The 25,443-nt window shown below is 57.4% G+C and carries 24 protein-coding genes; 10 read left to right on the plus strand and 14 right to left on the minus strand.

Annotation, left to right across the window (positions count from 1 at the left end):
* The 8 genes from ACOZ42_RS09620 to ACOZ42_RS09655 all read right to left on the minus strand — a co-directional run bounded on the left by ACOZ42_RS09620 (position 1) and on the right by ACOZ42_RS09655 (position 7,004).
* Positions 1-1,206, minus strand: a complete 1,206-nt coding sequence (locus ACOZ42_RS09620; protein ID WP_230406166.1) for a uroporphyrinogen-III C-methyltransferase — start codon at positions 1,204-1,206, stop codon at positions 1-3.
* A gap of 177 nt (positions 1,207-1,383) precedes the next feature.
* Positions 1,384-2,184, minus strand: coding sequence for a uroporphyrinogen-III synthase (locus ACOZ42_RS09625; protein ID WP_415301739.1), 801 nt, complete (start codon positions 2,182-2,184; stop codon positions 1,384-1,386).
* Between the two features lie 6 nt (positions 2,185-2,190).
* Positions 2,191-3,153 carry a hydroxymethylbilane synthase gene (gene hemC / locus ACOZ42_RS09630; RefSeq protein ID WP_003799535.1) on the minus strand — a complete coding sequence of 321 codons (963 nt, stop codon included), beginning with the start codon at positions 3,151-3,153 and terminating at the stop codon, positions 2,191-2,193.
* The gene (locus tag ACOZ42_RS09635; RefSeq protein ID WP_003799533.1) at positions 3,150-3,275 is read right to left on the minus strand and encodes a hypothetical protein; all 126 of its coding nucleotides are present in this window, start codon (positions 3,273-3,275) and stop codon (positions 3,150-3,152) included. The genes hemC and ACOZ42_RS09635 overlap by 4 nt, the downstream gene beginning before the upstream one ends.
* 4 nt (positions 3,276-3,279) lie before the next feature.
* A complete protein-coding gene (locus tag ACOZ42_RS09640) occupies positions 3,280-3,984 on the minus strand; it encodes a TerC family protein (protein ID WP_003799530.1) in 705 nt (234 codons plus the stop codon).
* Positions 3,985-4,277: 293 nt separating this feature from the next.
* Entirely contained in the window at positions 4,278-5,159 is an 882-nt protein-coding gene (gene sucD / locus ACOZ42_RS09645) for a succinate--CoA ligase subunit alpha (RefSeq protein WP_003799528.1), read from the minus strand.
* Between the two features lie 21 nt (positions 5,160-5,180).
* Entirely contained in the window at positions 5,181-6,341 is a 1,161-nt protein-coding gene (sucC, locus tag ACOZ42_RS09650; RefSeq protein WP_003799526.1) for an ADP-forming succinate--CoA ligase subunit beta, read from the minus strand.
* Between the two features lie 84 nt (positions 6,342-6,425).
* Positions 6,426-7,004 (minus strand): DUF2889 domain-containing protein, encoded by a 579-nt coding sequence (locus ACOZ42_RS09655; RefSeq protein ID WP_039942913.1) that lies wholly within the window; start codon positions 7,002-7,004, stop codon positions 6,426-6,428.
* A 501-nt stretch (positions 7,005-7,505) separates the two neighbouring features.
* On the opposite strand from ACOZ42_RS09655, the gene ACOZ42_RS09660 reads away from it, so the two are divergent.
* Positions 7,506-8,426: a LysR family transcriptional regulator gene (locus tag ACOZ42_RS09660; protein ID WP_003799522.1), complete on the plus strand. Its 921-nt coding sequence runs from the start codon at positions 7,506-7,508 to the stop codon at positions 8,424-8,426.
* A 180-nt stretch (positions 8,427-8,606) separates the two neighbouring features.
* On the opposite strand, the gene recX is transcribed toward ACOZ42_RS09660, so the two are convergent.
* The gene (gene recX / locus ACOZ42_RS09665; RefSeq protein ID WP_235587613.1) at positions 8,607-9,245 is read right to left on the minus strand and encodes a recombination regulator RecX; all 639 of its coding nucleotides are present in this window, start codon (positions 9,243-9,245) and stop codon (positions 8,607-8,609) included.
* Positions 9,242-10,324 (minus strand): recombinase RecA, encoded by a 1,083-nt coding sequence (recA, locus tag ACOZ42_RS09670; protein WP_426345079.1) that lies wholly within the window; start codon positions 10,322-10,324, stop codon positions 9,242-9,244. Before recA ends, recX begins: the two co-directional genes overlap by 4 nt.
* 206 nt (positions 10,325-10,530) lie before the next feature.
* Here recA and ACOZ42_RS09675 point away from each other — a divergent pair, with 206 nt between their 5' ends.
* The 4 genes from ACOZ42_RS09675 (at position 10,531) to ACOZ42_RS09690 (ending at position 15,435) form a co-directional block, all read left to right on the plus strand.
* Positions 10,531-11,220, plus strand: coding sequence for a response regulator transcription factor (locus tag ACOZ42_RS09675; protein WP_003799515.1), 690 nt, complete (start codon positions 10,531-10,533; stop codon positions 11,218-11,220).
* Between the two features lie 102 nt (positions 11,221-11,322).
* Complete coding sequence (locus ACOZ42_RS09680; RefSeq protein ID WP_003799514.1) at positions 11,323-12,693, plus strand: sensor histidine kinase; 1,371 nt, start codon at positions 11,323-11,325, stop codon at positions 12,691-12,693.
* 4 nt (positions 12,694-12,697) lie between these two features.
* Positions 12,698-14,371, plus strand: coding sequence for an MFS transporter (locus ACOZ42_RS09685; protein ID WP_059317549.1), 1,674 nt, complete (start codon positions 12,698-12,700; stop codon positions 14,369-14,371).
* Between the two features lie 167 nt (positions 14,372-14,538).
* Positions 14,539-15,435, plus strand: coding sequence for a recombination-associated protein RdgC (locus ACOZ42_RS09690; RefSeq protein WP_003799509.1), 897 nt, complete (start codon positions 14,539-14,541; stop codon positions 15,433-15,435).
* Positions 15,436-15,468: 33 nt separating this feature from the next.
* Here the strand turns inward: ACOZ42_RS09690 and ACOZ42_RS09695 are convergent, their stop codons facing one another.
* Complete coding sequence (locus tag ACOZ42_RS09695; protein WP_003799507.1) at positions 15,469-16,521, minus strand: helix-turn-helix domain-containing protein; 1,053 nt, start codon at positions 16,519-16,521, stop codon at positions 15,469-15,471.
* A 115-nt stretch (positions 16,522-16,636) separates the two neighbouring features.
* Between ACOZ42_RS09695 and ACOZ42_RS09700 the strand changes: the two genes are divergently transcribed.
* The 5 genes from ACOZ42_RS09700 to ACOZ42_RS09720 all read left to right on the plus strand — a co-directional run bounded on the left by ACOZ42_RS09700 (position 16,637) and on the right by ACOZ42_RS09720 (position 22,616).
* Entirely contained in the window at positions 16,637-18,244 is a 1,608-nt protein-coding gene (locus ACOZ42_RS09700; protein ID WP_003799505.1) for a long-chain-fatty-acid--CoA ligase, read from the plus strand.
* 44 nt (positions 18,245-18,288) lie between these two features.
* Positions 18,289-19,083: a crotonase/enoyl-CoA hydratase family protein gene (locus ACOZ42_RS09705; RefSeq protein WP_003799503.1), complete on the plus strand. Its 795-nt coding sequence runs from the start codon at positions 18,289-18,291 to the stop codon at positions 19,081-19,083.
* A gap of 51 nt (positions 19,084-19,134) precedes the next feature.
* On the plus strand, positions 19,135-19,452 hold the full coding sequence (locus ACOZ42_RS09710; RefSeq protein WP_003799502.1) for a DUF485 domain-containing protein: 318 nt from the start codon (positions 19,135-19,137) through the stop codon (positions 19,450-19,452).
* Positions 19,449-21,017, plus strand: a complete 1,569-nt coding sequence (actP, locus tag ACOZ42_RS09715) for a cation/acetate symporter ActP (RefSeq protein WP_003799500.1) — start codon at positions 19,449-19,451, stop codon at positions 21,015-21,017. The genes ACOZ42_RS09710 and actP overlap by 4 nt, the downstream gene beginning before the upstream one ends.
* 78 nt (positions 21,018-21,095) lie before the next feature.
* The gene (locus ACOZ42_RS09720) at positions 21,096-22,616 is read left to right on the plus strand and encodes a CoA-acylating methylmalonate-semialdehyde dehydrogenase (protein WP_003799498.1); all 1,521 of its coding nucleotides are present in this window, start codon (positions 21,096-21,098) and stop codon (positions 22,614-22,616) included.
* A gap of 179 nt (positions 22,617-22,795) precedes the next feature.
* Here ACOZ42_RS09720 and ACOZ42_RS09725 read toward each other — a convergent pair whose 3' ends face one another.
* The 3 genes from ACOZ42_RS09725 to ACOZ42_RS09735 all read right to left on the minus strand — a co-directional run bounded on the left by ACOZ42_RS09725 (position 22,796) and on the right by ACOZ42_RS09735 (position 25,370).
* Positions 22,796-24,091 (minus strand): aspartate carbamoyltransferase, encoded by a 1,296-nt coding sequence (locus ACOZ42_RS09725; protein WP_003799495.1) that lies wholly within the window; start codon positions 24,089-24,091, stop codon positions 22,796-22,798.
* Positions 24,092-24,303: 212 nt separating this feature from the next.
* Entirely contained in the window at positions 24,304-24,681 is a 378-nt protein-coding gene (locus ACOZ42_RS09730; RefSeq protein WP_003799494.1) for a hypothetical protein, read from the minus strand.
* Positions 24,682-24,794: 113 nt separating this feature from the next.
* Entirely contained in the window at positions 24,795-25,370 is a 576-nt protein-coding gene (locus ACOZ42_RS09735) for a hypothetical protein (protein ID WP_059317545.1), read from the minus strand.
* Positions 25,371-25,443 lie beyond the last annotated feature (73 nt).

Below are 25,443 nucleotides of genomic sequence, written 5' to 3' on the forward strand. Positions count from 1 at the left end.
TTACCCCTGCGCCTGAACGGGCGGTTCCGTCTGGGATGAAGCCGCAGAGCCAGACTCAACCGGCTCAGCGACAGGGTCAGTGGGCTCCTTGCTGTCGGGCTGCGCGGATTGAGAGGGGTCAGGCAGAGCGGAATCTGCATCGTTCTGTTCAGTGGCCGAGTCGGGCACACTGTCCTGAAGGCGACCCGCCTGGGCCTGACGCAGGCTTTCAATCGCCGCCAGCGTATTATTGACCGTCGGCAAGCGCGCCCCAATGCGGGTGTCTTGCAACTGCCGTGTCAGGCGCAAGGCTTGCTGAACCTGAACAGACTGCGTGTCAAAGCGCTTTTCCAACGCGGTAGCCACAGCATTGAGCTCTGTTTGCCATACAGCAGACTGATTCATCATCATGGCCAGTTGAGCCGCCATGACACGTAGACGCAAGTTCTCACGCAAGCGGGCAGCCTGATCGGGTGACATCAACAAAGCGGCAGCATCGTCCACGCGTCGGATGGAGACAAATTGTCCCAGATCATGGCTGAGCGATCGCCACGCACTGCTGCCCCACTGTTCAACCGTGTTCCAGCCGCGCTCCCACCAGGGGGCATCTGCGGGCAACTCGGGCGCCGGAGCAACGGCATCAGAGGACAAGTCCAGCGCTTGCGTATGAGCTCCCCCCGCCACATCATCCGGTACCAGCAAGGGAGCTTCCGACACGTAGCGCGAGAGAGTATCGAGTTGACGCGACAGCGAGGCCACATCGACAGTCGCTGCCGCACGCAGGCGCTCCAGATCACCATTCAGGGTTTGCTGCAAAGAAGCCAGACCCACCCGATTGGCACGCGCCAACTGGGCCTGGGCGGCTTCCAGAGAAACGATGGCATTGGCCACATTGCCACCGAGCATCAGTTGCTGCTGGGCAATAGTGGCCAGATGATCGATGTCGTTAAGCAGAACCAGCTCAGAGCCGCTATCGGTCATGGTCTGGAAAGCCTGGCTCAGATCATGAAACTGTTCGGTGGAATCCTTGAAGGATTTTTCCAGCTGCTCAAGCTTGTCAGCCTGCCGCTGTGCCAATGCCAGAGCCTGCTGGGCCGTCTGACGCGCTTGTTCCGTGGAATTGATATTGGTCGCCAGTTGAGCCTGCAGCTCAGCCTTGTGCTTGTCCAGCAATGAATTCTGGTACCAAAGACCGGCAGCGGCCAGCACCACAACAACAGCTGTCAAGGCATAGGCCGGACCCGCCGCGCTTTTACGCTTGCCAGGTGCCCTCGTGCTGTCTTGAGGTTCAGAATACGGACGAGGCGCCGCTGTACTGGCTGGGCTGGAAATGGGAGTCCCCGGTTCGCTTGCGGATGCGTTCTCTGTTTTATCGTTCATGGCAAGATTGTAATCCGTGTGAGGCTAATCGCGCGAGAGCACCGCCATCATGGCAGCGACAATGTCATCATCGTCTGGCGTACACCTTTTTACCATTGGTGGCGCTGTGATTCCAGCCTGCAGCAATAAGGACTGTAAATGTTCTTCAATACGCGGATGAATGACCACGTAAGCACACTGCGACCACACATCCGTCAAGCCCAGGCTTTGCACGTTGGCAAATACGGCGTCGGCACTTTGGGAGCTGCTGAGCAAAACAGCCAGGCGGCCTGCCTGCAAGCTGTCACGAATTTGACGGCCCTGCTGCACGCTCCACTTGGCAGGGCTACGCTGGTAAATGGCCAGACGCTGAACCTGAATGCCGTGGTTCTCCAACTGCTGCCCCAACCATTCACGACCGCTATGGCCACGCACAATCAGAACCCGCTCGAGTTGTGCGAGTCGGGGCTCCAGAACCGCCCACAAGGCCTCTGAATCCTGCAAGGAATCAACGCCTTCAGGGTGAAGCACGGCTTCCGGGGACACGCCGGGCTGGGCACGCAGACAGGCAGCAGTAGCAAAACCAACGGCAGCCAGCAAGACCTTGTCAGGCCAGTTTTGACCGCGCGCCTGCAAGGCGGCAAAGTAGAACTTGACCGCACTGCTGCTTACAAAAAGCACCAGGTCAAAATCCTTGGGGTCTTGCCATTGCGTTTCGGAGAGGTCTTGCGGCTCCAGGCTCAAGGCGGGCAAAACCAAAGAAGAAAAACCCTGCGCGGCCAGGGCGGCCGACAGGGTTTCGTTCCGTCCCGCGGGTCGGGTCAATAATGCGCAGGGCAGGTTCATGCCGCTTTACTCGCCCTCTGCAGGCTGCTCCGTCAGCAAGCGATCCAGAATGGCTTGAGCACCTTGTCGTTTCAGATCCTCGGCCAGCGACAGTCCCAGTTCTTCCGCATTGTTAGCTGGACCATGAATCTGCGCGCGGTAAACCGTGGAACCATCCGGCTCGGCCACCAGGCCACTCAGAGTCAGTTCGTCGCCATCCAGCGTGGCATACGCAGCCAAAGGAACCTGACAGGAACCACCCAAAGCGCGGGATACAGCACGTTCAGCCAGCGCGCACACATGGCTGGTGGAATGCGCCAAGGGCGCCAGCCATTGGGCCACATCGCTGCGAGTTTTCAGAATCTCGATACCCAGGGCGCCCTGCCCAGCGGCCGGCAGGCTGTCTTCAATGGAAATGTAATCGCGGATACGCTCGGCCAGTTCCAGACGGCGCAAACCGGCCGACGCCAGAATGATGGCGTCGTAATCGCCCCGATCCAGCTTGGACAAACGTGTCTGAACATTGCCACGCAAGGGGCGAATGTCCAGATGTGGATAACGCTCACGAATCTGGGACTCGCGGCGCAAGCTGGAGGTGCCTACGATGGCACCAGCAGGTAAAGCCGCAAGATTGGGATACGTATTGGAAACAAAAGCATCGCGTGGATCGTCCCGTTCCATGATGATGGGCAGATCAAAGGACTCGGGCAATACCACCGGCACATCCTTCAGGGAGTGCACGGCCAGGTGAGCACGGCCATCCAGCAAGGCCGTTTCCAGTTCTTTGACAAACAAGCCCTTGCCGCCCACTTTGGACAAGGTGCGATCCAGGATCTGATCACCACGTGTTGTCATTTCCAACAAGGACACCTTGCACTGCGGATACAGCGTTTGCAAACGGTCGCGCACATGCATGGCTTGCCACAAGGCCAGTTGACTGGCACGCGTGGCAATGACCAATTCTTCTGGAGTAGAAACCACAGCGGTCATGCAGCAAAGTAGCGCACGATGGCGGCTGCAACAATACCGATAATGGCCAGGATTCCTAAGCCCTGTAGCAGGGACAGGCCGCTTTCCTGACCTTTGGCGTCAGAGGATTTAAAAATTGCCATAGAACTATGTTTCCTTGGTAGAACCTTTACGGCGCGCCAGCCATTTGCCCAGCGCCACCACTAATAAGGCACAAACAATCTCGACCCCGAGTTTAACAGGCTGTGGCTGGAGGCCAAATTGATTTTCCACAATCTTGTCCGTGACCAGCATGCCACCGGCAATCCAGCCCAACAAGGCGCCGCCCAGGGTCACCACGACAGGAAAGCGGTCGATCAGCTTGAGCACCAGGGTACTGCCCCAGACAATAATGGGAACGCTGAGCAGCAAGCCAAAAATCACATAGCCCAACTGGTGGTCCAAATGCGCATTCTGCGCCGCCCCGGCAATGGCAATCACATTGTCCAGACTCATCACGAAGTCCGCGATGATGATGGTTTTGACGGCAGCCCAAACAGTGCCACCGCCTTGAATATTGCCATGCTCGTCATCATCGGGCAGCAAGAGCTTGATACCGATCCACAAGAGCAACACGCCGCCCACCAACTTCAGGAAAGGCAGATCCAGCAGGGTCAACGCAAAAAAGATCAGGACGACGCGCAATATAATCGCCCCTACCGTCCCCCACAAGATTCCCTGCATGCGCTGCTGCTTGGGCAGGTTACGACAGGCCAGCGCGATCACGACGGCATTATCACCGCCCAGCAAAATATCAATCAGTACAATCTGAAACAATGAACCCCAATGCAGGGTCTGGAGAAATTCGATCATGGTGTTCCCGTGTCGCTAAAGATGAACTCTCTTTCCAGCCGCTGGACACTTCTTCTTTTTCTGTCGCCGGGCTGTCCCAAGACAACAATGCCCCATCACGCACAAGGCTGAGCGCCAGTGTCGCAGGGGGCTTCTTTTTACGTCATTCAATTCAGCATGAACAGGCTGGCCAGATTCGGGAAGGAATGCGCCGGGTTGTGGTGTTTTTCTTGACGAAACCGGCTGGCCAATCGTGTCGGACTGCCAGGTAGCCGGACAAGGAGCCCGCCTTGGCGGGCCCCCGTACTACTTGTTTACAGCACCGATTTGAGCAACTTGCCCATTTCGGATGGGTTGCGTGTGGTACGAATACCGCAAGCTTCCATCACTTCCAGCTTGGCGTCGGCCGTGTCGGCACCACCGGAGATCAGGGCACCCGCGTGACCCATGCGTTTTCCGGGAGGCGCTGTCACACCAGCGATAAAGCCAACCACAGGCTTGGTCATGTTGTCTTTGGCCCACAAAGCCGCGTTGACTTCGTCTGGACCGCCGATCTCGCCAATCATGATAACGGCATCGGTATCAGGATCGTCGTTGAACATCTTGAGCACATCGATGTGCTTCAGGCCGTTGATTGGATCGCCACCGATACCCACAGCCGAGGATTGACCCAGGCCCAGTTCAGTGACTTGAGCAACAGCTTCGTAGGTCAGCGTGCCGGAGCGGCTAACCACACCGATGCGGCCCTTGCGGTGAATGTGGCCGGGCATGATACCGATCTTGATCTCATCAGGAGTGATCAGACCGGGGCAGTTCGGGCCCAACAGCAACGTTTTGCGGTTTTCAGCGCGCATGCGGTTGCGAACTTCCAGCATGTCGCGAACAGGGATGCCTTCGGTAATGCAGATAACCAGATCCAGGTCAGCTTCAACCGCTTCCCAGATAGCTGCTGCAGCGCCTGCAGGTGGAACGTAAATAACCGACACAGTCGCGCCAGTTTCAGCCTTGGCGTCGGACACGGAGGCGTAGATAGGTACGCCTTCGAAATCCTCGCCAGCACGCTTGGGGTTCACGCCAGCCACAAAGGCTTCCATGCCGTTACCGTATTCACGGCACATGCGGGTGTGGAACTGGCCGGTCTTGCCGGTGATCCCTTGCGTGATGACTTTGGTGTCTTTATTGATCAGAATCGACATTTGCTAATCCTCAACCTTTTCTTACTTGGCGGCAGCGACAACAGCAGTCGCCGCTTCGGCCATGGTGTCAGCACTGATGATGGGCAGACCGGAATCGGCCAGCATCTTCTTGCCCAGCTCTTCGTTGGTACCCTTCATGCGTACCACCAGAGGCACGTTCAGGTTGACGGCCTTGCACGCAGCGATTACGCCTTCAGCGATCACGTCGCAGCGCATGATGCCGCCGAAGATGTTAACCAGAATGGCTTTGACGCCCTTGTTGGCCAACATGATCTTGAAGGCTTCAGTAACTTTTTCGGCCGTAGCGCCACCGCCCACGTCCAGGAAGTTGGCAGGCTCGCCGCCAAACAGCTTGATGGTGTCCATGGTCGCCATGGCCAGACCGGCGCCGTTGACCAGGCAGCCGATATTGCCGTCCAGCTGGATGTAGGCCAGATCGTATTTGCTGGCTTCAACCTCAGCAGGATCTTCTTCAGCCAGATCACGGAACGCCACGATATCGGGGTGACGGAACAAAGCGTTGCTATCGAAGTTGAACTTGGCGTCCAACGCAATGATGTCGCCCGAGCCGGTCAGGATCAGAGGGTTGATCTCAGCCAGTTCCGCGTCCGTTTCGGTGTAGCACTTGTACAGCTTCTGGAATTCGGCAACCGCCTTGTCGATCGAAGCGTCAGGCACGCCAATACCGCGGGCCAGCTTGGTAGCCTGCTCATTGGTCAAACCGACAGCAGGGTCCACGAACTCTTTCAGAATGGCGTCGGGGTTGCGCTCGGCCACTTCTTCAATTTCCATGCCGCCTTCGCTGGATGCCATCACGGCTACACGCTGGGTAGCACGGTCGGTCACGATACCGACGTAGTACTCTTTCTTGATGTCCGCGCCTTCCTCGATCAGCAGGCGACCCACCTTCTGGCCTTCAGGACCGGTCTGGTGAGTGATCAGCTGCATGCCCAGGATTTCCGAGGCCAGTTGACGCACTTCGTCAATCGAACGAGCCAGTTTGACGCCACCGCCCTTGCCACGGCCACCGGCGTGAATCTGGGCTTTGACAACCCACACAGAGCCACCCAGCTCCTGCGCAGCTGCAACCGCTTCATCGACGGAGAAGGCAGGAATTCCGCGTGGCACGGCAACGCCAAACTGCTTAAGCAGTGCTTTGCCCTGATATTCGTGAATTTTCATGTGATACCTGTCAGTCTAAAAACACAATAAAAAAAGAAGGCAGGAACTCCAGGCCTGAGCCTGAAACCTGACTAAAACAAAAAACTACTCCACCCCATCCGTCACTTTGGGTCGATACCAGACGGGGTAAAACTCCTCAACCACGGGACCGCTCAAGCGCAAGGCATGGCAGCCATCCAGATGGAAAGGCTGCTTGTCGGTACGATAAATTTCTGATTCCCCGCTACTGCGACGCCGACCGGCCATGGTCTGCACGGCTGCGGTGGGCAGGACCAGCGCCAACTCGCTCATGTGCGTACAGCCTGCCGAGCGTCCGAAACGCTCTTTGACACCCTGACGAAATTGCTTGAGCAAATTCAGACCGACCAATTTGCGATAGGCATCTGAAATGGACGAACAGTTGTCCTGGTAGGGAGCTGCGTCATAGACCGCCACGGCATCCACAATGGCAAAGCTGCTGTCGATGGTGACACGCAGATGCATCAGGTGAACAGGATCGCCCGCCTTGTGGGTCTGACCGTTACGGATGGGAAAGTCATAGGACTTGATATCCAGCAACGACGCCTCCAGATCCCAAAGGCCATCTTCCCGTGCGAACGACTGTACCGTGATGGTACGCGTATGCAATGGTTCACGGGCAACGGACGGCGGAGGCAAAGGCATTGATATGAACGAGGCGGCAAGATTGAAACTGATCAAGTATAACGCACCTCGTATGTTCCGTATCAGCCACTTACATAATCTGTAAGCGCATTCCAGGCGGGCCAAACGCAGGTTTCATGCGCGGTGCATCCTACGGTATACCAAATTCGCATGAAAAAAACGACCCTTTGCCGGACAAGCCCATCCACCCTGCCTCACCGTTCCTGTGAACTTGGTCAGGTGTGCCGTTTTACCCCCCCTGTCCAGTGCAACCAGGCATTTCCGTTTCCCCGCTGGGGAGCGCGGAACCTGAACGCTTCCGCTCGGCTTGGCCGACTAAAGTGGTTCCCAAGCCTGCCCTAGCCCGATGCTGGGGCACCCACACCCAGATCATGAACAACTGTCATCATCAACACGCTGTGCATCAATAGAGATGCCCTTATCAAGCAGGAGCGAATCATTGCCTCTGTATAATTAGTAAGAAAATCAGATACGCTGTGTGGAATATGAGTTTTTCTCAACATGCTTGAAATCCGTCACCTGGAAACCCTAAGCGCCATCCGTGACAGCGGAAGCTTGCAAGAGGCCGCCGAGCGCCTGAATGTCACCCAGTCTGCTCTCTCGCACCAGTTACGCGATCTGGAGTCCCGACTGCACGTGCCACTGCTGAACCGTCGCACCCGCCCCGCCCGTCTGACCACGGCCGCCTTGCGTATCCTGATGTTGGCTGATGACATCTTGCCGCGTGTACGCGCTACCGAGCGTGACCTGCAGCGTCTTGCCGCCGGGCAAACGGGGCGCCTGCATGTCGCCATCGACTGCCACTCCTGCTTTCAATGGTTGATGCCGGCATTGGATGCCTTCAGACAAGAGTGGCCCGATGTCACACTGGATTTGAGCGCAGCTTTTTCTTTTGCCCCCTTGCCCGCCTTGATGCGCGGGGACCTGGACGTGGTGATTACATCAGATCCTCAGGCCGATCCGGCTGTGCATTACGAGCCTCTTTTCCGCTACGAGCTGGTTCTAGCGGTTTCCAGACAGCACCCCTTGTCGCAATATCGCTATATAGAACCGTCTCAACTGGCAGATCAAGTTCTGATTACCTATCCGGTAGAGCGCCACCGTCTCGATATTTTTACGCAATTTCTGACACCAGCCGATGTAGAGCCTGCTGCGCTTCGGCAAGCCGAACTAACCCCTATGATCGTGCAATTGGTGGCCAGTCAGCGCGGAGTGGCGGCTCTGCCCAATTGGGCCTTGACGGAGTTCTTGAACCCGGCCTCAATTCGCACCTGTCGCCTGGGGGAGCATGGTGTGTGGCGAACGCTTTACGCAAGCGTCAGAAGTGAAGATGTGCAAGCGAACTATGTGCAAGCCTTCCTGGCACAGGCACGCGCGACCTGCTTTAAAAGCCTGCAAGGGATTGTGGCTGCTCAAGCGTGACTCATTGACTCCTTGCGGCAAAAGGATAAACCCCGCGGGTCAGATTGAAAATTCAGGCAAGGGGCGGCAGTCAGACATGCCCCAAGCCGAGAGGGTTCAACGTAGGCAAATGGATCGGATTACCGGCAACTGCGCCCCGCAATCACCAAGTGCGCGAGCAACGCAAAAGAGTCAGCTTGCTCAGGCTAGATCGTCTTCCCAGTCGCCCAGGATCTGCTGCAAGATACGACCCGAAAAGCCACGGCTGGCCATGAAACGATACTGCTTTGCGTAACTGCGAGGGTCATCCGGGGGGGCGCTGAACTTCTTGCCCCACACCTGTTTGGCACGCTCCAGTTCAGTTGCCATCAATTCTTCTTTAATAATTTCAGTCTGATGCACATCGACGCCATGCTGGCGAAGCTCTTGCAAAATGACCCGGGTGCCCACCCGCGAGGCGCGACGATTGACGACGCTGTGCGCAAAACGTTCGTCAGACAGCCACTTTTGCTCGACCAGTGCGTCAAGCAGGGCTTCCACTTCTTCTGCACTATCAGCATGGGGCGCCAAGCGCCGGCCCAACTCCAAACGTGAATACTCACGTCTGGACAGAAAATTCAAGGCTCTGGCCTTAAGCGAAAGCCCCGCCCGTTTGGAGGTCGCTTTCTTTTCTACAGCCGACGCATCATCGCCAACGCTGGCAGGCTCGCCATTTCTGCCCGAGTTTGTAGATCGGGCAGAAAGCGCAGCGATACGCTCCCTTTGAGCCTGCTTCCGTTCCCGGATTTCTTCCGGATCGGTCTCAAAGGGTTCCTCATCGAACTCAGGAGGAGAGATCAACGATCACCCTCGGGCGCGTCAGCAACAGGCGCAGCTTCGGCACGGCTGACCGTGGTGCTCATCAAGGCTACGCCCAGTTTCTCGCGAACCTTGTTTTCGATTTCACGCGCCAGCTCCGGACGCTCTTTCAGGAATTCCCGAACATTGTCCTTGCCCTGGCCAATCCGGTTGCCGTCGTAGCTGTACCAGGCGCCCGCCTTGTCGACCACACCAGCTTGTACGCCCAGATCGATAATCTCGCCTTCACGCGAAATACCGCTACCGTACATGATGTCGAACTCGGTCTGTTTGAACGGAGGCGCGACCTTGTTCTTGACCACTTTAACGCGGGTTTCGTTACCCACCATTTCGTCACCGCGCTTGATCGAGCCGATGCGACGAATATCCAGACGCACGGACGAGTAAAACTTCAATGCGTTACCGCCCGTGGTGGTTTCGGGGTTGCCGAACATGACACCGATCTTCATGCGGATCTGATTAATGAAGATAACCGTACAATTGGCACGCTTGATGGTGGCGGTCAACTTGCGCAGGGCCTGACTCATCAGGCGGGCTTGCAGACCAGGGAGGGAATCGCCCATATCGCCTTCGATTTCAGCCTTGGGGGTCAGCGCCGCGACCGAGTCTATGACAATCAGGTCCACCGAGCCCGAACGTACCAGGGCTTCGGTAATTTCCAGGGCCTGCTCACCCGTGTCGGGCTGAGAGATCAGCAGATCAGCCAGATTAACGCCCAGCTTTTGAGCATACTGCACATCCAGCGCGTGCTCAGCGTCAATAAACGCGCACGTTCCCTTGAGCTTTTGCATTTCGGCAATCACTTGCAAGGTCAAGGTGGTCTTACCCGAGGACTCCGGCCCATAAATCTCGATAACGCGACCACGAGGCAGACCACCAACGCCCAAAGCAATGTCCAAACCCAGCGAGCCCGTGGAAACCACCTGGATGTCGTGCTCGACGGTGTCGTCGCCATAGCGCATGATCGAACCCTTGCCGAACTGCTTTTCGATTTGCGACAGAGCGGCGGCCAACGCCTTGGAACGTTCCGAGGCCACTGCTTTGCTGTTTTTATCGTCCATGAAAAATCCTTGACTGTGGAATGGCGCCCCAACGGACGGGCACGACAATTAAAATTCAAACCTCATTATTGCATCAAATTATACTGTATATATACACAGATATTCAAATAAATTAGGCCTGCAGCCTCGTTATCCCCTACTGACCGGCCTGACAGCCTTGTGCCACAATGCCAGCCAGCCATTCAATCATTTGTTTGTGTAGGGTCATGCGCATACTCATAGCTGAAGACGACAGTATTCTCGCGGATGGACTTTCTCGCTCCTTACGCTACGAAGGCTATGCGGTCGATGTCGTGCACGATGGCGATAGCGCCGACTCGGCCTTGCAGCTTCAAAGTTTTGACCTGTTGATTCTGGACCTGGACTTGCCCAAAAAGCCTGGCCTGTCCGTATTGCAGTCCATCCGCCAGCGGCAGGACACGCTTCCCGTGCTGATACTGACTGCCAGCGACACGGTGGAGCAGCGCGTGCGCGGCCTGGACCTGGGCGCAGACGACTATATGTCCAAGCCCTTTGCCCTGACGGAGCTGGAAGCGCGGGTACGCGCCCTGACGCGGCGCAGTACCGGCACCAGCAGCGCCTTGCTGCATCACAAACGGCTGAGCTTCGACCTGAAGGGCCGTATGGCGTATATTGACAATCAACCCCTGGAGCTGTCAGCCCGCGAAACCAGTTTGCTGGAGATTTTCCTGTCGCGCAGCGGGCGCATGATCAGCAAGAACCAGTTCGTGGATCTGCTCTGTGAGTGGGGGGAGGAAGTCACCCCTAATGCCATTGAGGTCTACATTCACCGCCTGCGCAAAAAGCTGGAGCCCAGCGGCGTGCGCATCTTGACTGTGCGGGGCCTGGGATACTGTCTGGAACCGGAAAAACTGCGAGAAGACGCTCCAGCCTAAGCGAAGGGATCGTCCATGCAGCCCGCGTCGCCCCCATCACGTGCCACTGTCGCGCCCGCTCGAAAAAGGCGCGGGGCGCCACGTCCGCTCATCCACAAGATCATGATCTGGATTTTCGGGCCCTTGTTTCTGCTGTGGACCGTGGGCATTGTCATTACCTATTTCATCGCCCAGCATATTGCTAACTCGCCCTATGACCGCACCTTGCGCGATCATCTGGACCTGCTGCGGGTGGAAATCAGCCGCCAGGACCTGAACCAGCCTATTGAGCTGTCGCACGGCGCGCAAACCATTTTGCGGCAGGAAAGTCCCACGCCCACCCTCTGGCAAATCCGCGATGCCAATGGAGCCCCGTTGGCCGGCAATGCCCATTTGCCAGTTCCCGACAGCTGGAGCTATGACACCGACCTGCTGCGTTACCGGGATGTGGTTCTGGACGATCAGAGTCTGCGTCTGGCCTATGTCTGGGGGGGCAAGGACAAAAACAACACGCCTTTTCTGGCGGTTGCCGCTGAAACGAATGAACATAGAGCGGTGCTACACCGGGAAATCCTGATCGGAATGCTGACTCCGCAATTCATTCTTGTGCCGCTGGCAGCCATGCTGGCTGGACTGGGGCTGACGCATGGGCTGGAGCCCCTGAACCTGCTGCAGGCGCGCCTGCGAGCCCGGGCGCCGGGCGACCTGTCGCCTGTGGACCAGGAACAGGCTCCGGCCGAAATTGTGCCGCTGATCGATGCCATGAACGGTCTTTTGGCTCAGCAGGCCCAGTTCTCCGCCACTCAACGACAGTTTGTTGCCAACGCAGCCCATCAGTTGAAAACTCCTCTGGCGGGCATACGCACACAAGCCGAACTGGCCCTGCGAGAGCGTGACCCCCAACAAACGGAAGCCAGCCTGCAACAGCTGGTCCGCGGCACAGAGCGCGCCACGCGGCTGGTCACGCAAATGCTGGCGCTGGCGCGCGCCGAAAGCAGCGATGCCCTTTATGCCCCCACCAAGCAGAGCCTGGACCTGAACACCTTGACTGAACTGCATGTAGGCCAACGGGTGCCGGACGCCCTGAGTCTAGGGCTGGACCTCGGCTTGGAAAACCACCCCAAGGCCATCCTTTTGCAGGCCGATCCGGTGTTACTTGACGAGCTGATCAACAATCTGCTGGACAACGCCCTGATCTACACACCGGCCGGTGGCTGGATCACCCTGCGTACGGGTCAGGCAGCCGGCAAAGGCTGGCTGGAGATTGAAGACAATGGGCCCGGTATTCCCGCGGAGCATCAGTCACGAATCTTTGACCGGTTTTATCGCATCATGGGCAACCAGGCCGACGGCAGTGGTCTGGGCTTGGCCATCGTGCGGGAGATTGCTGACATTCATGGCGCCTCCATCGACTTCATGCCACTGACGGGAGGCCAACCCAGTGGCCTGCGCTTGCGTGTCAGTTTCCCACTGTCTTTGCCTTGGAGAGCCTGAACGCATGCCCCAGACAATCACCAGTGTCGCCTCCCCCAAAACCAAGAACAAACTCGACACCCAGGGACGCAAGGTTATTTTTGCCTCGGCCCTGGGGACCATGTTCGAGTGGTACGACTTCTATCTGTATGGCTCCATGGCGGCCATTTTGGCCCAGCACTTTTTTTCTGCCGTCAACCCGACGGCCGGCTTTATCTTTGCCTTGCTGGCTTTTGCGGCGGGCTTTGCAGTGCGCCCCTTTGGCGCCCTGATCTTTGGCCGCATCGGCGATCGTGTCGGACGAAAGTACACTTTTCTGATCACCATTTTACTGATGGGCCTGTCCACTTTTTTGGTGGGCGTCCTACCCAGCTATGAGGCTATCGGGATCGCCGCCCCCATCATGCTGATCGTCCTTCGTCTACTGCAGGGTCTGGCCATGGGAGGTGAGTACGGCGGCGCTGCAACCTATGTGGCCGAGTACGCTCCCCAGCACCGGCGCGGCTTTTATACCAGCTGGATTCAGACCACGGCTTCAGTCGGTTTATTGCTGTCGCTGCTGGTCATCATGGGCATACGCAGTCTGGTCGGCGAAGAAGCTTTTGTCGTCTGGGGCTGGCGTATTCCATTTTTGATTTCCGTGCTGCTGCTGGCCATTTCCGTGTGGATACGGATGAACCTGAAAGAGTCGCCCGCCTTTCAGCACATCAAGGAAGAAGGCACGTTGTCGACCTCGCCCATTACCGAGTCCTTTGGCCGTTGGGCCAATCTGCGCATCGCTCTGCTGGCCTTGTTCGGGCTGACGGCAGGCCAGGGCGTGGTCTGGTATACGGGGCAGTTCTACGCTTTGTTCTTCATTACGCAAATGCTGGGACTGCAGGCCACGCTGGCACAAACCCTGATGGTCATCTCCCTCTTGCTGGCCACTCCCCTGTTCATCTTTTTTGGCTGGCTATCCGATCAGGTCGGACGCAAACCCATTATTCTGACGGGCTGTCTGCTGGCTGCACTCACCTACTACCCCGTGTTTCAAGGGCTGGCTTATTTTGCCAACCCTGCTCTGGTGCAGGCCCAACGCAACGCCCCGGTTACGGTCATCACCGATCCGACCCGTTGCTCCTTCCAGTTCAATCCAGTGGGCAGCCATACCTTCACCAGTTCTTGCGACATTGTGAAGTCGTATATGGCCAGCCATGCGGTCAGCTACAACAACGTCAAGGGCGCCCCCGGCCAGGTGGCCCAGGTCCGAATTGGCGATCATGTGATTGATGGCTTTGAGGGTGGGCATCTGAGCCGGGCCGATTTTGCCCGGCACTCGCAGGAGCTGAAAAACGAACTGACCGACACCATGCGTCAGTACGGATACCCGGACAGGGCCGATCCCGAACAGGTTAACAAGCTCATGCTGGTGGTCTTGCTGACTTATCTGGTAGCGCTGGTCACGGCAGTCTACGGCCCTATCGCCGCCATGCTGGTGGAGATGTTCCCGATTCGTATCCGCTACACCTCCATGAGTCTGCCCTATCACATCGGCAACGGCTGGTTCGGCGGCTTCTTACCGACCCTGTCTTTTGCCCTGATTGCGCTTACCGGCAATATTTATGACGGCCTGTGGTACCCGATTCTGGTGTGCCTGCTCACCGTCGCCATTGGTGCGCCTTTTGTGCGAGAGACGCGCCATAACGATATCAATCGTTAGCCCTGTCTGCAGGCGGATAGCCTGGCGTGTCGCAAAAAGGCCAGATGGACTGGCAAATGCAAGGGTGCGTAAATGGCCGGGCGGCACAAGAACATCTGCGCGTACAATCGAACATTGCCTCGGGCTGTATGCCCGCTCCTTTTCTACGTTTATTTATCTTCGTCTCCATGTGGTTTAAGAATCTACGCATCTATCGCCTCTCCCCCGACTGGACATGTTCCGCCGCAGAGCTGGAAGAAGCTCTGGCCAAACACAGCTTTACGCCAGGCTCCAGCCAGGAACCCTTGAGCCTGGGCTGGGTTAGTCCCCGTGAAAACAATGCCCTGGTGCATGAGGTCAACGGTCAGTATCTGATCGCCCTGCGCGCCGAAAAGAAACTGCTGCCCACCACAGTCATCAATCAGGTCGCGCGCGAGAAGGCGCGTGATATTGAGGAGCAGCAAGGCTACAAGCCCGGCCGCAAGCAGATGAAGGAAATCAAGGAACAGGTCATCGTAGATCTGATGCCGCGTGCTTTTGCGGTCTCGCGCGACACCCGGGTCTGGCTGGACACCCGCAACCACTGGCTGGCCATTGATGCGGCGGCTACGGCTAAAAGTGATGAAGTGCTGGGGCTGCTGGCCAAAAGCGTGGAACCGTTCCCTGTGCAGCCGCTTTACACCGAACAATCCCCCGGCGCCGCCATGACCTCCTGGCTGGTGGAAGAAGAACAGCTGGCCAATTTCACCATTGACCAGGACACCGAGCTACGTTCGACGGGCGATAGCGGTGCGGCCGTGCGCTACGTCAAGCAAAGTGCCGATATCGACGAAGTGCGCAAGCACGTCGAAGCGGGCAAGCAATGCACCCGACTGGCCATGACCTGGGCGGATCGCATCAGCTTTGTACTGACCGACGCGCTGGACATCAAACGTGTCGCACCGCTCGATATCCTGACGGAAAAGCAGGATGTGACTGCCGTCAACGACGAAGAAATCTTCGATGCGGACATGACGCTGATGACGTCCGAACTGGCTAAAATGATCAGCGACCTGGTCGAGGTGCTGGGCGGTGAACGCAAGTAAGCCCACGTCCTTCCTGGACTGCTGGCCCCCACTTCAGCTTAGCTCCTGCTGAGCGGCACGATACACACCGGGCGTCATCCCCGTCCAATGACGGAAAGCCCGGTGAAAGGTCGCTGGCGAACTGAACTTCAATGCATACGCAATTTCAGCCAGCGACATATCTTTGCGCAGCAATTTGAAAATCGCCAGATCCCGGCGCAATTCATCCTTAATCCCTTGAAAGGACAGACCTTCTTCCTGGAGTCTGCGGATCAGGGTACGCGCCGAAATATGCAGTTTCCCCGACACGTCCTGCAGGGTCAAACCCAGATCGGTGTGCAAAATCTCCCGTACTTTCAATCGCAGGGCATGCTCATGATACGAGGTGAAAATCCAGTCGCGCGGGGCCCGCTCCAGAAAGGCCCTGGCCTCCACCTGAGTGCGCTGCGGACGCACCTGACCGAGTTCCGCGCCAAACACAATGTGCGAGCACGGCACATCAAAACTCACTGAAGCAGGAAACAAGACGGAGTAATCCGCCGCGAACGCTGGCCGCGCAAACGCAAAAGCCACTTGTTGCACGGGCACCTCACGCCCCATCAGCCAGGACACGATGCCGTGCGTGAGCTTAAGCATCAGGGCATGTCCGAAACGATGCACACAGGCATCCCCATAGCGGGGCACCAGCTCAATACCCAGGTCTGTATCGGTGCGGATCAGATTCAGGCTGAAATCGTCCAGCAACAGGTTCCAGAACTGGGTAAAGCGGTACAAAGCCACATTGATGGACGGCGCATCCCGCACCGTGCGCACGATGTATTTCAAGGCTCCCGCCCGTATAGGCCGGGTCCAGAACCCCATCATCTCATCGCCTGTTTTACGGGCGCTGACCTGATACAAGCGCACCAGTTGATCCCGCGTCAGACGAGCGCCAGGGCGATCAATAAAATCCTTCACGATGCCTGACTGCTTCAGGCAATGATCCAGCACCTGTTCCGAATAGCTGGTGCGCAAACTGTGAAACCAGTCCTGCACCAGATCCAGCGCCACCGTGGCAGTGTGCGCAGCATCGACAGGAACCGGTAGCGTGCCGGGCAAAGCATTCATCTTTCCATGACCCTTCAAAGATTGTCACTTTTTGCATATTCAACGGCAGTATTCGCTATTGGGCAAGGGGCGAAACCATCCTATGCTGATAGTCATAATACAAGGAGACATCACCATGTTAGGCACTGGAAATATGATGCACATGCCCTTGCTCATCAGTTCAATTCTCACCCATGCCGTAGAGAATAACCCGGAGCAGGAAATCGTCACCGCCCTGGACAATGGCGAGCTGCATCGCTACCGCTATTTTGACTTTGCCCAGCGGGTTCAGGATTTGGCCCAGGGACTGCGACAGCATGGGGTACAAGCGGGCGAGCGCGTGGCGACATTAGCATGGAACACCTATCGTCACCTGGAAATTTACTATGCCACCTCGGGTATCGGTCTGGTCTGCCATACCGTCAACCCCCGCCTGACGCGCGAGCAAATTGCCTTCATCATCAATGATGCCCAAGACGCGGTGATGTTTTATGACGAACATTTTGAGGACCTGGTCAGCGATCTGCGCACCCAGTGTCCCAGCGTCCGACACTGGGTACGCATGGGTAGCAAGGCACAAGGTGACCTGGCCGACCAGTATGAAGATTGGCTGGGCAACGATACGACGGGCTTTGAATGGCCGGTCTTTGACGAGCACACCGCCAGCGGCCTGTGCTACACCTCCGGCACCACCGGCGACCCCAAGGGCGCGCTCTATTCCCATCGTTCCACCCTTTTGCATGCCTATGCCTCAGCGCACCCCAATGCGCTGTGCATTGCCAGCGCCGACGCTGTCATGCCGCTGGTGCCCATGTTTCACGTCAATGCCTGGGGCCTGCCCTACTCTGCGCTGATGTCCGGCGCCAAACTGGTACTGCCTGGCGCCAATCTGCAAGGTGAGCGCATTTATTCCCTGTGTGAGCGCGCCGGCGTGACGCTGTCCGCTGGTGTACCCACCATCTGGAAAACCGTGCTGGATTACGCCAACGCTCAAGGCAAGACATTTAGCACCTTGAGTCGCATTTTGATTGGCGGTTCGGCCTGCCCGCCCAATATGATTGCCAGCTGGGCTCAATACGGCATTACGGTACGCCATGCCTGGGGCATGACTGAGACCTCGCCGCTGGGCACCGTCTGCCAACTACTGCCCAAGCACCGCACCTTGCCCGAGGCGCAGAAACAGCACGTTCTAGCCTCTCAAGGCCGTGCCCTGTTCGGTGCACGCCTGAAGACCGTTGACGACCAAGGCAATACCTTGCCACGCGACGGCAAGAGCAGCGGCCACCTGCTGATCCAGGGCAACTGGATCATGGACCGCTATTACGGCAAGCCCGATCTGGCCAGCGAAAACGGCTGGTTCCGCACTGGCGACGTAGGCTCCATCGACGCCGACGGCTATGTCTACATTACCGACCGTAGCAAGGATGTGATCAAGTCCGGTGGCGAATGGATCTCTTCGATCGAGATCGAAAACATCGCCATGGAAGAACCCTTGGTTGAGCTGGCTGCCTGTATCGCCCAGGCCGACGACAAATGGGGCGAACGACCAGTCCTGTTCGTAGTGCCCCGCGAAGGCGCTGAGCTGGACGAGATCCACCTGCTCAAGCGCTACCAGGATCGCGTCACCCGCTGGTCCGTACCCGACAAAGTCATTTTCATCGACCAGATGCCCATGACAGCAACTGGAAAAATTCAAAAAATGGCGCTGCGCAAGATGCTGACCGATCAAACCGATCCCCGCTGACTTGCACCACTGCCCTCGCATTTACGTAACACAAGGAGTTTTTTATGGCCGCCCCTTTCCTGCTCACCACCGAGTTGGACAACATCGGAATTGTCACGCTGAACAAAGCGCACAAGCGCAATGCCCTGGATGAAGAGGCCATCGCTGAAATTGACGCCTACTTTTCCAATATTCCCGAGCATATCCGGGTAATTCTGATGAAGGCCGAAGGCGATCACTTTTGCGCAGGCCTGGACCTGAAAGAGCACCACGATAAAGAACGGAGCGCGGTGGACTTTCTGCGTGTCTGCCAAAGCTGGCACCGGGCCTTTGACAAGATTGAGCACGGCGGCATTCCCGTCATTGCCTGCCTGCAAGGCGCAGTGGTCGGAGGTGGGCTGGAACTGGCCAGTGCCGCGCACATCCGCGTTGCCGACAGCAGTACCTTTTTTGCCCTGCCCGAGGGTACACGCGGCATCTTTACTGGCGGTGGTGCCACCGTGCGAACGGCAAAAATCATCTCTCCGAACCGCATGATCGAACTGATGCTGACAGGTCGTGTGCTCGATGCCGTGGAAGGAGAGCGTCTGGGGCTGGCGCATTACGTGTGCAACAACGAAGCCAATCCCAAAACAGCCTATGAGCTGAGCCTGGAACTGGCCCAGCGCATTGCGGGCAATGCCCTCTTATCGAACTACGCCATCGTCAGCTCGATCAGCCGCATTGCCGATATGTCTGCCACCGATGGTCTCTTTGCCGAGGGCTTGATGGCAGCGGTCGTACAGACCGGGCGGGACGTACAAGAGCGCCTGGGCGAGTTCGTTAACAAGAAAGCTCATAAAGTGAAGCCGAGCAAATAACATCGGCCAGGCGGACATGGGCAGTAATCACAACAATACGGAGACAAAACCATGCTGTCGCATCAAGAGTTAAGCCGGGCACTGTCCGGACTACAGGAATATGAACAACTCAAGTCGCAGCGTCGGCGTCTGGCATTTGCCTGCGCCGGCATCTGCCTGGGACTGACGGGCCTGTTTATTGTGATGGCCATTTTCTGGCCGACTGTGTTGACCCATGACCTGGGCGGTGGAGGAGCCGTCAACGCAGGCATGGTGTACGGAATAGGACTGATTGTTGTGTCCTGGTTATTGACTGGCGTGTATATCCACATCGCCAACACCCGCTTTGACCCCTTGTGCGAGCGCGTACTGGCCAAGGTGAACCCATGAATACTCAAGCCATTTTGATCTTTGGGGCCTTTGTCGTGGTGACCTTGGGCATCACGTACTGGGCATCGTCGCGCACGCGCTCCAGCTCGGACTTTTACACGGCGGGCGGAGGCATTACCGGCACACAAAACGGTCTGGCCATTGTGGGTGACTATATGTCCGCAGCGACCCTGCTGGGCATTTCGTCCCTGGCGTTTACCAACGGCTTTGACTCCTTGCTGTACGCCGTCTGCGCCTTTATGGGCTGGCCGATCATCATGTTTTTGATTGCCGAGCGTTTGCGCAACCTGGGCCGCTACACCCTGAGCGATATTGTCTCGTACCGTCTGGATGAACGCAGCACCCGCATCTTTACCGCCATCAGCTCGCTGACCGTCGTGCTGTTTTACCTGATCGTCCAAATGGTCGGTGCCGGGCAACTGGTACAACTGCTTTTTGGTATTGATTACACCTATGCCGTGGTAGCGGTGGGTCTGCTGATGATGGTATATGTGGTCGTTGGCGGCATGGTGGCTACCACCTGGGTACAAATCATCAAGGCCGTCCTGATGATGGGTAATGGCTTTCTGATGGCGGCCCTGGCCCTGTATTACTTCAACTTCGACTTTTCCGCTCTGGTCAGCGCTGCGGCCGACCATCACCAGGCTGGTACTGCCATGAAAGGCCCCTGGAAACTCATGGCCGATCCCTTCTCCGGCCTGTCACTGGCCGTCTCGCTGGTGTTTGGCATTGCCGGTCTGCCGCACATCATGATGCGCTTTTTCACCGTGCCCGATGCGCGAGCCGCTCGCAAATCCGTCTTTGTGGCGACTGGCCTGATGGGTGTGTTCTTTGTGGTGATCTGTTTTCTGGGCCTGGCTGCCATGGCCATCCTGCCGAATCACCCCGAATTCTACGTGGACGGCAAGGTGGGCGGCATGGTGCTGGGCGGCTCGAACATGCCTATCATGCATCTGGCTACGGCCCTGGGCGGCAACCTCCTGTTCGGTTTGCTGGCCGCGGTCTCCTTTGCCACGATTCTGGCCGTGGTCAGTGGCTTGACCCTGGCCGGTGCCTCGGCCATTGCGCATGACTTGTACGCCAAGGTGATCCGTCGTGACGAGGTCACCCCCTCCCAGGCCATGCGCGTCAATCGTCTGGCTTCCATTGGCATTGGCCTTGTCGCCATTTTCCTGGGACTGTTGTTCCGCGATCAGAATGTCGCCTTCCTGGTTGCCCTGGCTTTCAGTATCGCGGCCTCGGCCAATTTCCCGGTCTTGCTGATGTCCATGTACTGGCGCGGGGTGACGACTCGCGGCGTCATTTATGGCGGTTTAAGCGGCCTGCTTGTGGCCCTGGGGCTGGTGATTCTCTCGCCCGCCGTCTGGGTGCGCATTCTAGGCTTTTCCGAAGCCGTATTTCCTTACGACTTCCCCACCCTGATTTCCATGCCTTTGGCATTTTTCATGATCTACCTGGTATCGAAGCTGGACAGCAGCCGCCGCGCCAGCCAGGACCGCGCCGGGTTTGACGCCCAGCAGGTCCGGGCTGAAACCGCCGTCGGCATTGCCGCCGTGTCTCACTAGATAACTGGTACTCTGGCGGCAAGTCACCTGACGAACTTGCCGCCCCTTGTTTCCATTCATCCCAGCAGGAGCATCACCATGACAGAGTTAAACACCCCCGAAATTGCTCACTACATCGGAGGTGGCCAGCACGCTGGCGCCGGCACACGCACTCAAGCGGTATACAACCCGGCTACCGGCCAGGTCAGCGCCAAGGTCAAACTGGGTAACCAGCAGGATATCGACAACGCCGTGGCCAGTGCCCAGGCCGCTTTCCCAGCCTGGGCCGACACGCCGCCGCTGCGCCGCGCCCGTGTGTTGTTCAATTTTTTGGCCTTGCTCAATGAGAACAAGGAAAAACTGGCTGCCATGATCACTGCTGAGCACGGCAAGGTCTTATCCGATGCTATGGGCGAGCTCACCCGAGGCATTGAGATTGTGGAATTTGCTTGCGGTATCCCCCAACTGCTCAAAGGTGATTTCACCGAACAGGTCAGCACCAATATCGATAACTGGACCCTGCGCCAGCCTCTGGGAGTCGTGGCGGGCATCACTCCCTTCAACTTTCCCGTCATGGTTCCCATGTGGATGTTTCCTGTCGCTATCGCGGCCGGTAACACGTTCGTACTCAAACCCAGTCCCATTGACCCCAGCCCCAGCCTGTTCATCGCCGAGCTGCTCAAGCAAGCCGGCCTGCCCGACGGCGTATTCAACGTGGTGCAGGGTGATAAAGACGCGGTTGAGGCCCTGGTCAATCACCCGGATGTTCAGGCAGTATCCTTTGTAGGTTCCACCCCGATTGCCAATCGTATTTATGAAATGGGCGCAACGGGCGGAAAACGTGTTCAGGCGCTGGGCGGCGCCAAGAACCACCTGGTCGTCATGCCTGACGCCGACATCGACCTGACCGTGGACGCCCTGATCGGCGCCGCCTACGGCTCGGCTGGCGAGCGTTGCATGGCCATCTCGGTGGCCGTGCTGGTGGGTGACTCTGCCGAACGCATCCTGCCCAAGCTGGAAGAACGTACTCGCAGTCTGAAGATTCTGAACGGCACCAATGCTGCCGCCGAAATGGGCCCCATCGTGACCCCTCAAGCGCGCGAACGCATCCGTGGCTGCATCGACAAGGGGGTACAAGAAGGCGCCAAGCTGCTGGTGGATGGCCGTAACTTTGACGGCGCCAAAGCCGGTGAAGGATGCGAGGACGGTTTCTGGATGGGCGGCACCCTGTTCGATCACGTCACCCCCGACATGAGCGTGTATCAGGACGAGATCTTTGGCCCTGTTCTGTGCTGCGTACGCGTACCGGATCTGGCCAGCGCCATTGAGCTGATCAACAAGCACCAGTTCGGCAACGGTGTGGCTTGCTTTACCAGCGACGGTAACGTGGCCCGTGAATTTGGCCGCCGCATCCATGTGGGCATGGTTGGTATCAACGTCCCTATTCCTGTCCCTATGGCCTGGCACGGCTTTGGTGGCTGGAAGAAGAGCCTGTTTGGCGATATGCACGCCTACGGTGAAGAAGGCGTGCGCTTTTACACCCGCCAGAAATCCATCATGCAGCGCTGGCCTGAAAGCATCTCCAAGGGTGCGGAATTTGCCATGCCTACGTCCAAGTAAAGGTGGATTTGCCGGGCTGACTCTTCGCCTCCTGGCGGCGATTCGGCCTGGCATATCGCTCTAAGCCTGCTCACCCAGCAGACTTAAAAAGCACTTTTATCAAAGACAAAAAACCGGGGCTCTGATTCAGAGCCCCGGTTTTTCTATTCATGTGTATTTAGCGCTGACGCCTGCTCCACTTAGTACATACCGTGGAAAACCGCATCATCAGGACCGACGTGGGAGGGAGGATTCCAGGTCACATCCCGCATCGAGTGCTGCACCAGCGTTTCCACACCCAACAAAACGGCAAAGATAGCCATGCGGACAGGAATCCCATTGTCAGCCTGGCGGAAAATAGCCAGACGAGGGTCGTGGTTCAGATCCACGCTCAAATCATGGGCCCCTTCGCGGCTATCGCGTGGCAGCGGGTGCATCACAATCACATCCGGGCCGCAGCAGCGATCAATAATCGCCTTGTTAACTTGAAAGTCGGCCGTAAAGCTGCCGTCCTGCCCTTCCTCAAACCGCTCTTTTTGTACACGCGTGGCGTAAATCACGTCCACACCGGGCAAGCCTTTTTCCAAGGAACTGGTCTGCTCGATCACATGCTTACCTTGCTTGGCCACCTGCTCGACAATATGTTCGGGCATCTCCAGGCCAGGAGGCGCAATCAATGTAAATTTCAGGCCGCGGTACATGCCCAGCAGCTTGATGAGCGAATGCACGGTACGGCCATATTTCAAGTCACCCACCAGGGCGATATGTGCGCCGTCCAACAATTTGCCCAGACGGGAGAACTCCGTGCTGATGGTATACAAATCCAGCAAGGCCTGGCTGGGGTGTTCACCCGCCCCGTCACCACCATTCACCACCGGGATGTTGGTGGCGCGCGCAAATTCAGCAACCGAACCCTGTTCGGGATGACGAATCACCATGGCGTCCACGTAACCGCTCATGACGCGGCTGGTGTCGTAAATGGATTCGCCTTTGGCCATGGAGGAAAAGGTGAAGCCGGTCGTGTCACACACAGAACCACCGAGGCGGCAAAAGGCCGAGCCGAAGCTGACGCGGGTACGAGTCGAGGCTTCAAAAAACAGGTTACCCAGCACAGCGCCTTCCAGCACGCGCGATACTTTCTGACGGCGGGCGATAGGCTGCATGATGTCGGCCAGACTGCACAGCTCTTCCACGGTTTCACGGGTGAACTGGTCTACAGACAAGAGCTGATGTTTGCCGCCGGTGGCAATGCGATCACGCAAGGGGCCGGACTGTGCGCTTTGCGCATACTTGCTCAACAACGCTTCGTTTTCCACGATTTCCGTGACAAAGCGCTGCACCACTTCGGGCATGGCCCGGGACTCCAAGGAGCCTTCCGGCAGCAGCCAGGTATCAAGAGCACGACGCTTCACCCCAATACGTGCCGCAAAAACGTCACGAGTCAGGTTCAGGCGACGCATTGCATCACGCAAAAAAACTTGTTGGGAGACGGCCATATCAGCTCTCGCTTATGAAATATACGCAATGCGCATATTTTAAAACCGCAAAGCTGAAAAAAGCGAGGAGGAATTGGGGCTATTGCAGAAAATACAACGCCAATCTACGCAGCAGATGGCAGGACCCGACATGCGAAAGCCCAGCCTGCTGGCATGGCATCGTTCAAGGATGCTGCCGGATCACTATTGGGTACGCTAAAAACCGGTCCGCTTTACTGGCCTGTCAGCCATTCACTATGTTGATAGGCAAAGTCGGCCAAACCCAAGGTGCCCCAGACGCCAATCACAAACAGCGCCAAGCTCAGGGCCAGAAAGAAGGCAGAACAGAATCCGGGTATCCAGGCCCAACGGCGCCCTGTCCTGGAACTGTGCCAGACCAAGGTCCACTGGCTCCAACACAAGGCCAGAAAGGCTGACACCACCCCCATTAAAAAGACAAACAAGGGCAGGCGTAAGAAGGCGGGAACAAAAACTGATGAGATCGCCCCCGTGCCCATCAACATGATGAACACAAGCGCCGCCCCGTGCAGGGCGATCAGAACCCGGAAAGAAAGAATGTAGAAAGCAAGACTGCCTGGTGGGTTCACCATACCGACTTTCCTGTCAGGAACAAGAGCAGCGGGCTGGCGCCCACCGCGTTTTTCAAACAGCCGGACTTGGGTGAACCCAGGGCCAGAGCAGCATTCAAATCAAACAATCGCGCTTACTTCTTGCCGTTGTTTTGGGTCGCCTGCGGGCCGGCTATGGCGCGAGCCGCCGCCAGCGCATTGGCTTCCGTGCCTACCATGAAAATCAGGCGGCCGTCTTTAACGGGCGAACCATACGCAGGTGCCGCCAACATGGTGTCACCCACGACCAAAGCCAGACGCTTTTTGGGGAACTGGGTCGTCACTTGCAGCAAACGCTGAGCCGCTTCAGGCGTCAGATCCAGCGCCAGCAAACCCTCTTTGCTGTCGTTGGTGCCGGCCTGCACGCCCACCAAATCCTCACGCACCACAACGGCGCGTGGATTCACGAACAGCACACCATTGGGCTGCACATCGACGCGAGCCCAACCTGCTTGTTCCTGTGTATCAGCCAAAAAGATCTGCACAGGCGCTGCCTGTTGCTCGGCCCCGGCCTGAGCGGGTGCTTGTTGCGCTGACGTAGAGGGAGCCTGCGTTGCCGCGCTGGACGTACCGGCAGCGTCACTCGGCTTTTCTTGTACGGTTTGACAAGCAGCCAAGGCGAGCAGACCAACGGGCGCCAAAATTCGAGCCAGTGTGCGTAAAGTCATCATAGTGAAGTTCCCCCCTCTCTTTACGAAGTATCAATAAGGATAGCAGTGTATCAGTCATGCAAAAGAGCAAGCG

It is taken from the genome of Alcaligenes sp. HNGD-HTN06, assembly GCF_049932565.1.
GTDB lineage: Bacteria > Pseudomonadota > Gammaproteobacteria > Burkholderiales > Burkholderiaceae_B > Alcaligenes > Alcaligenes ammonioxydans.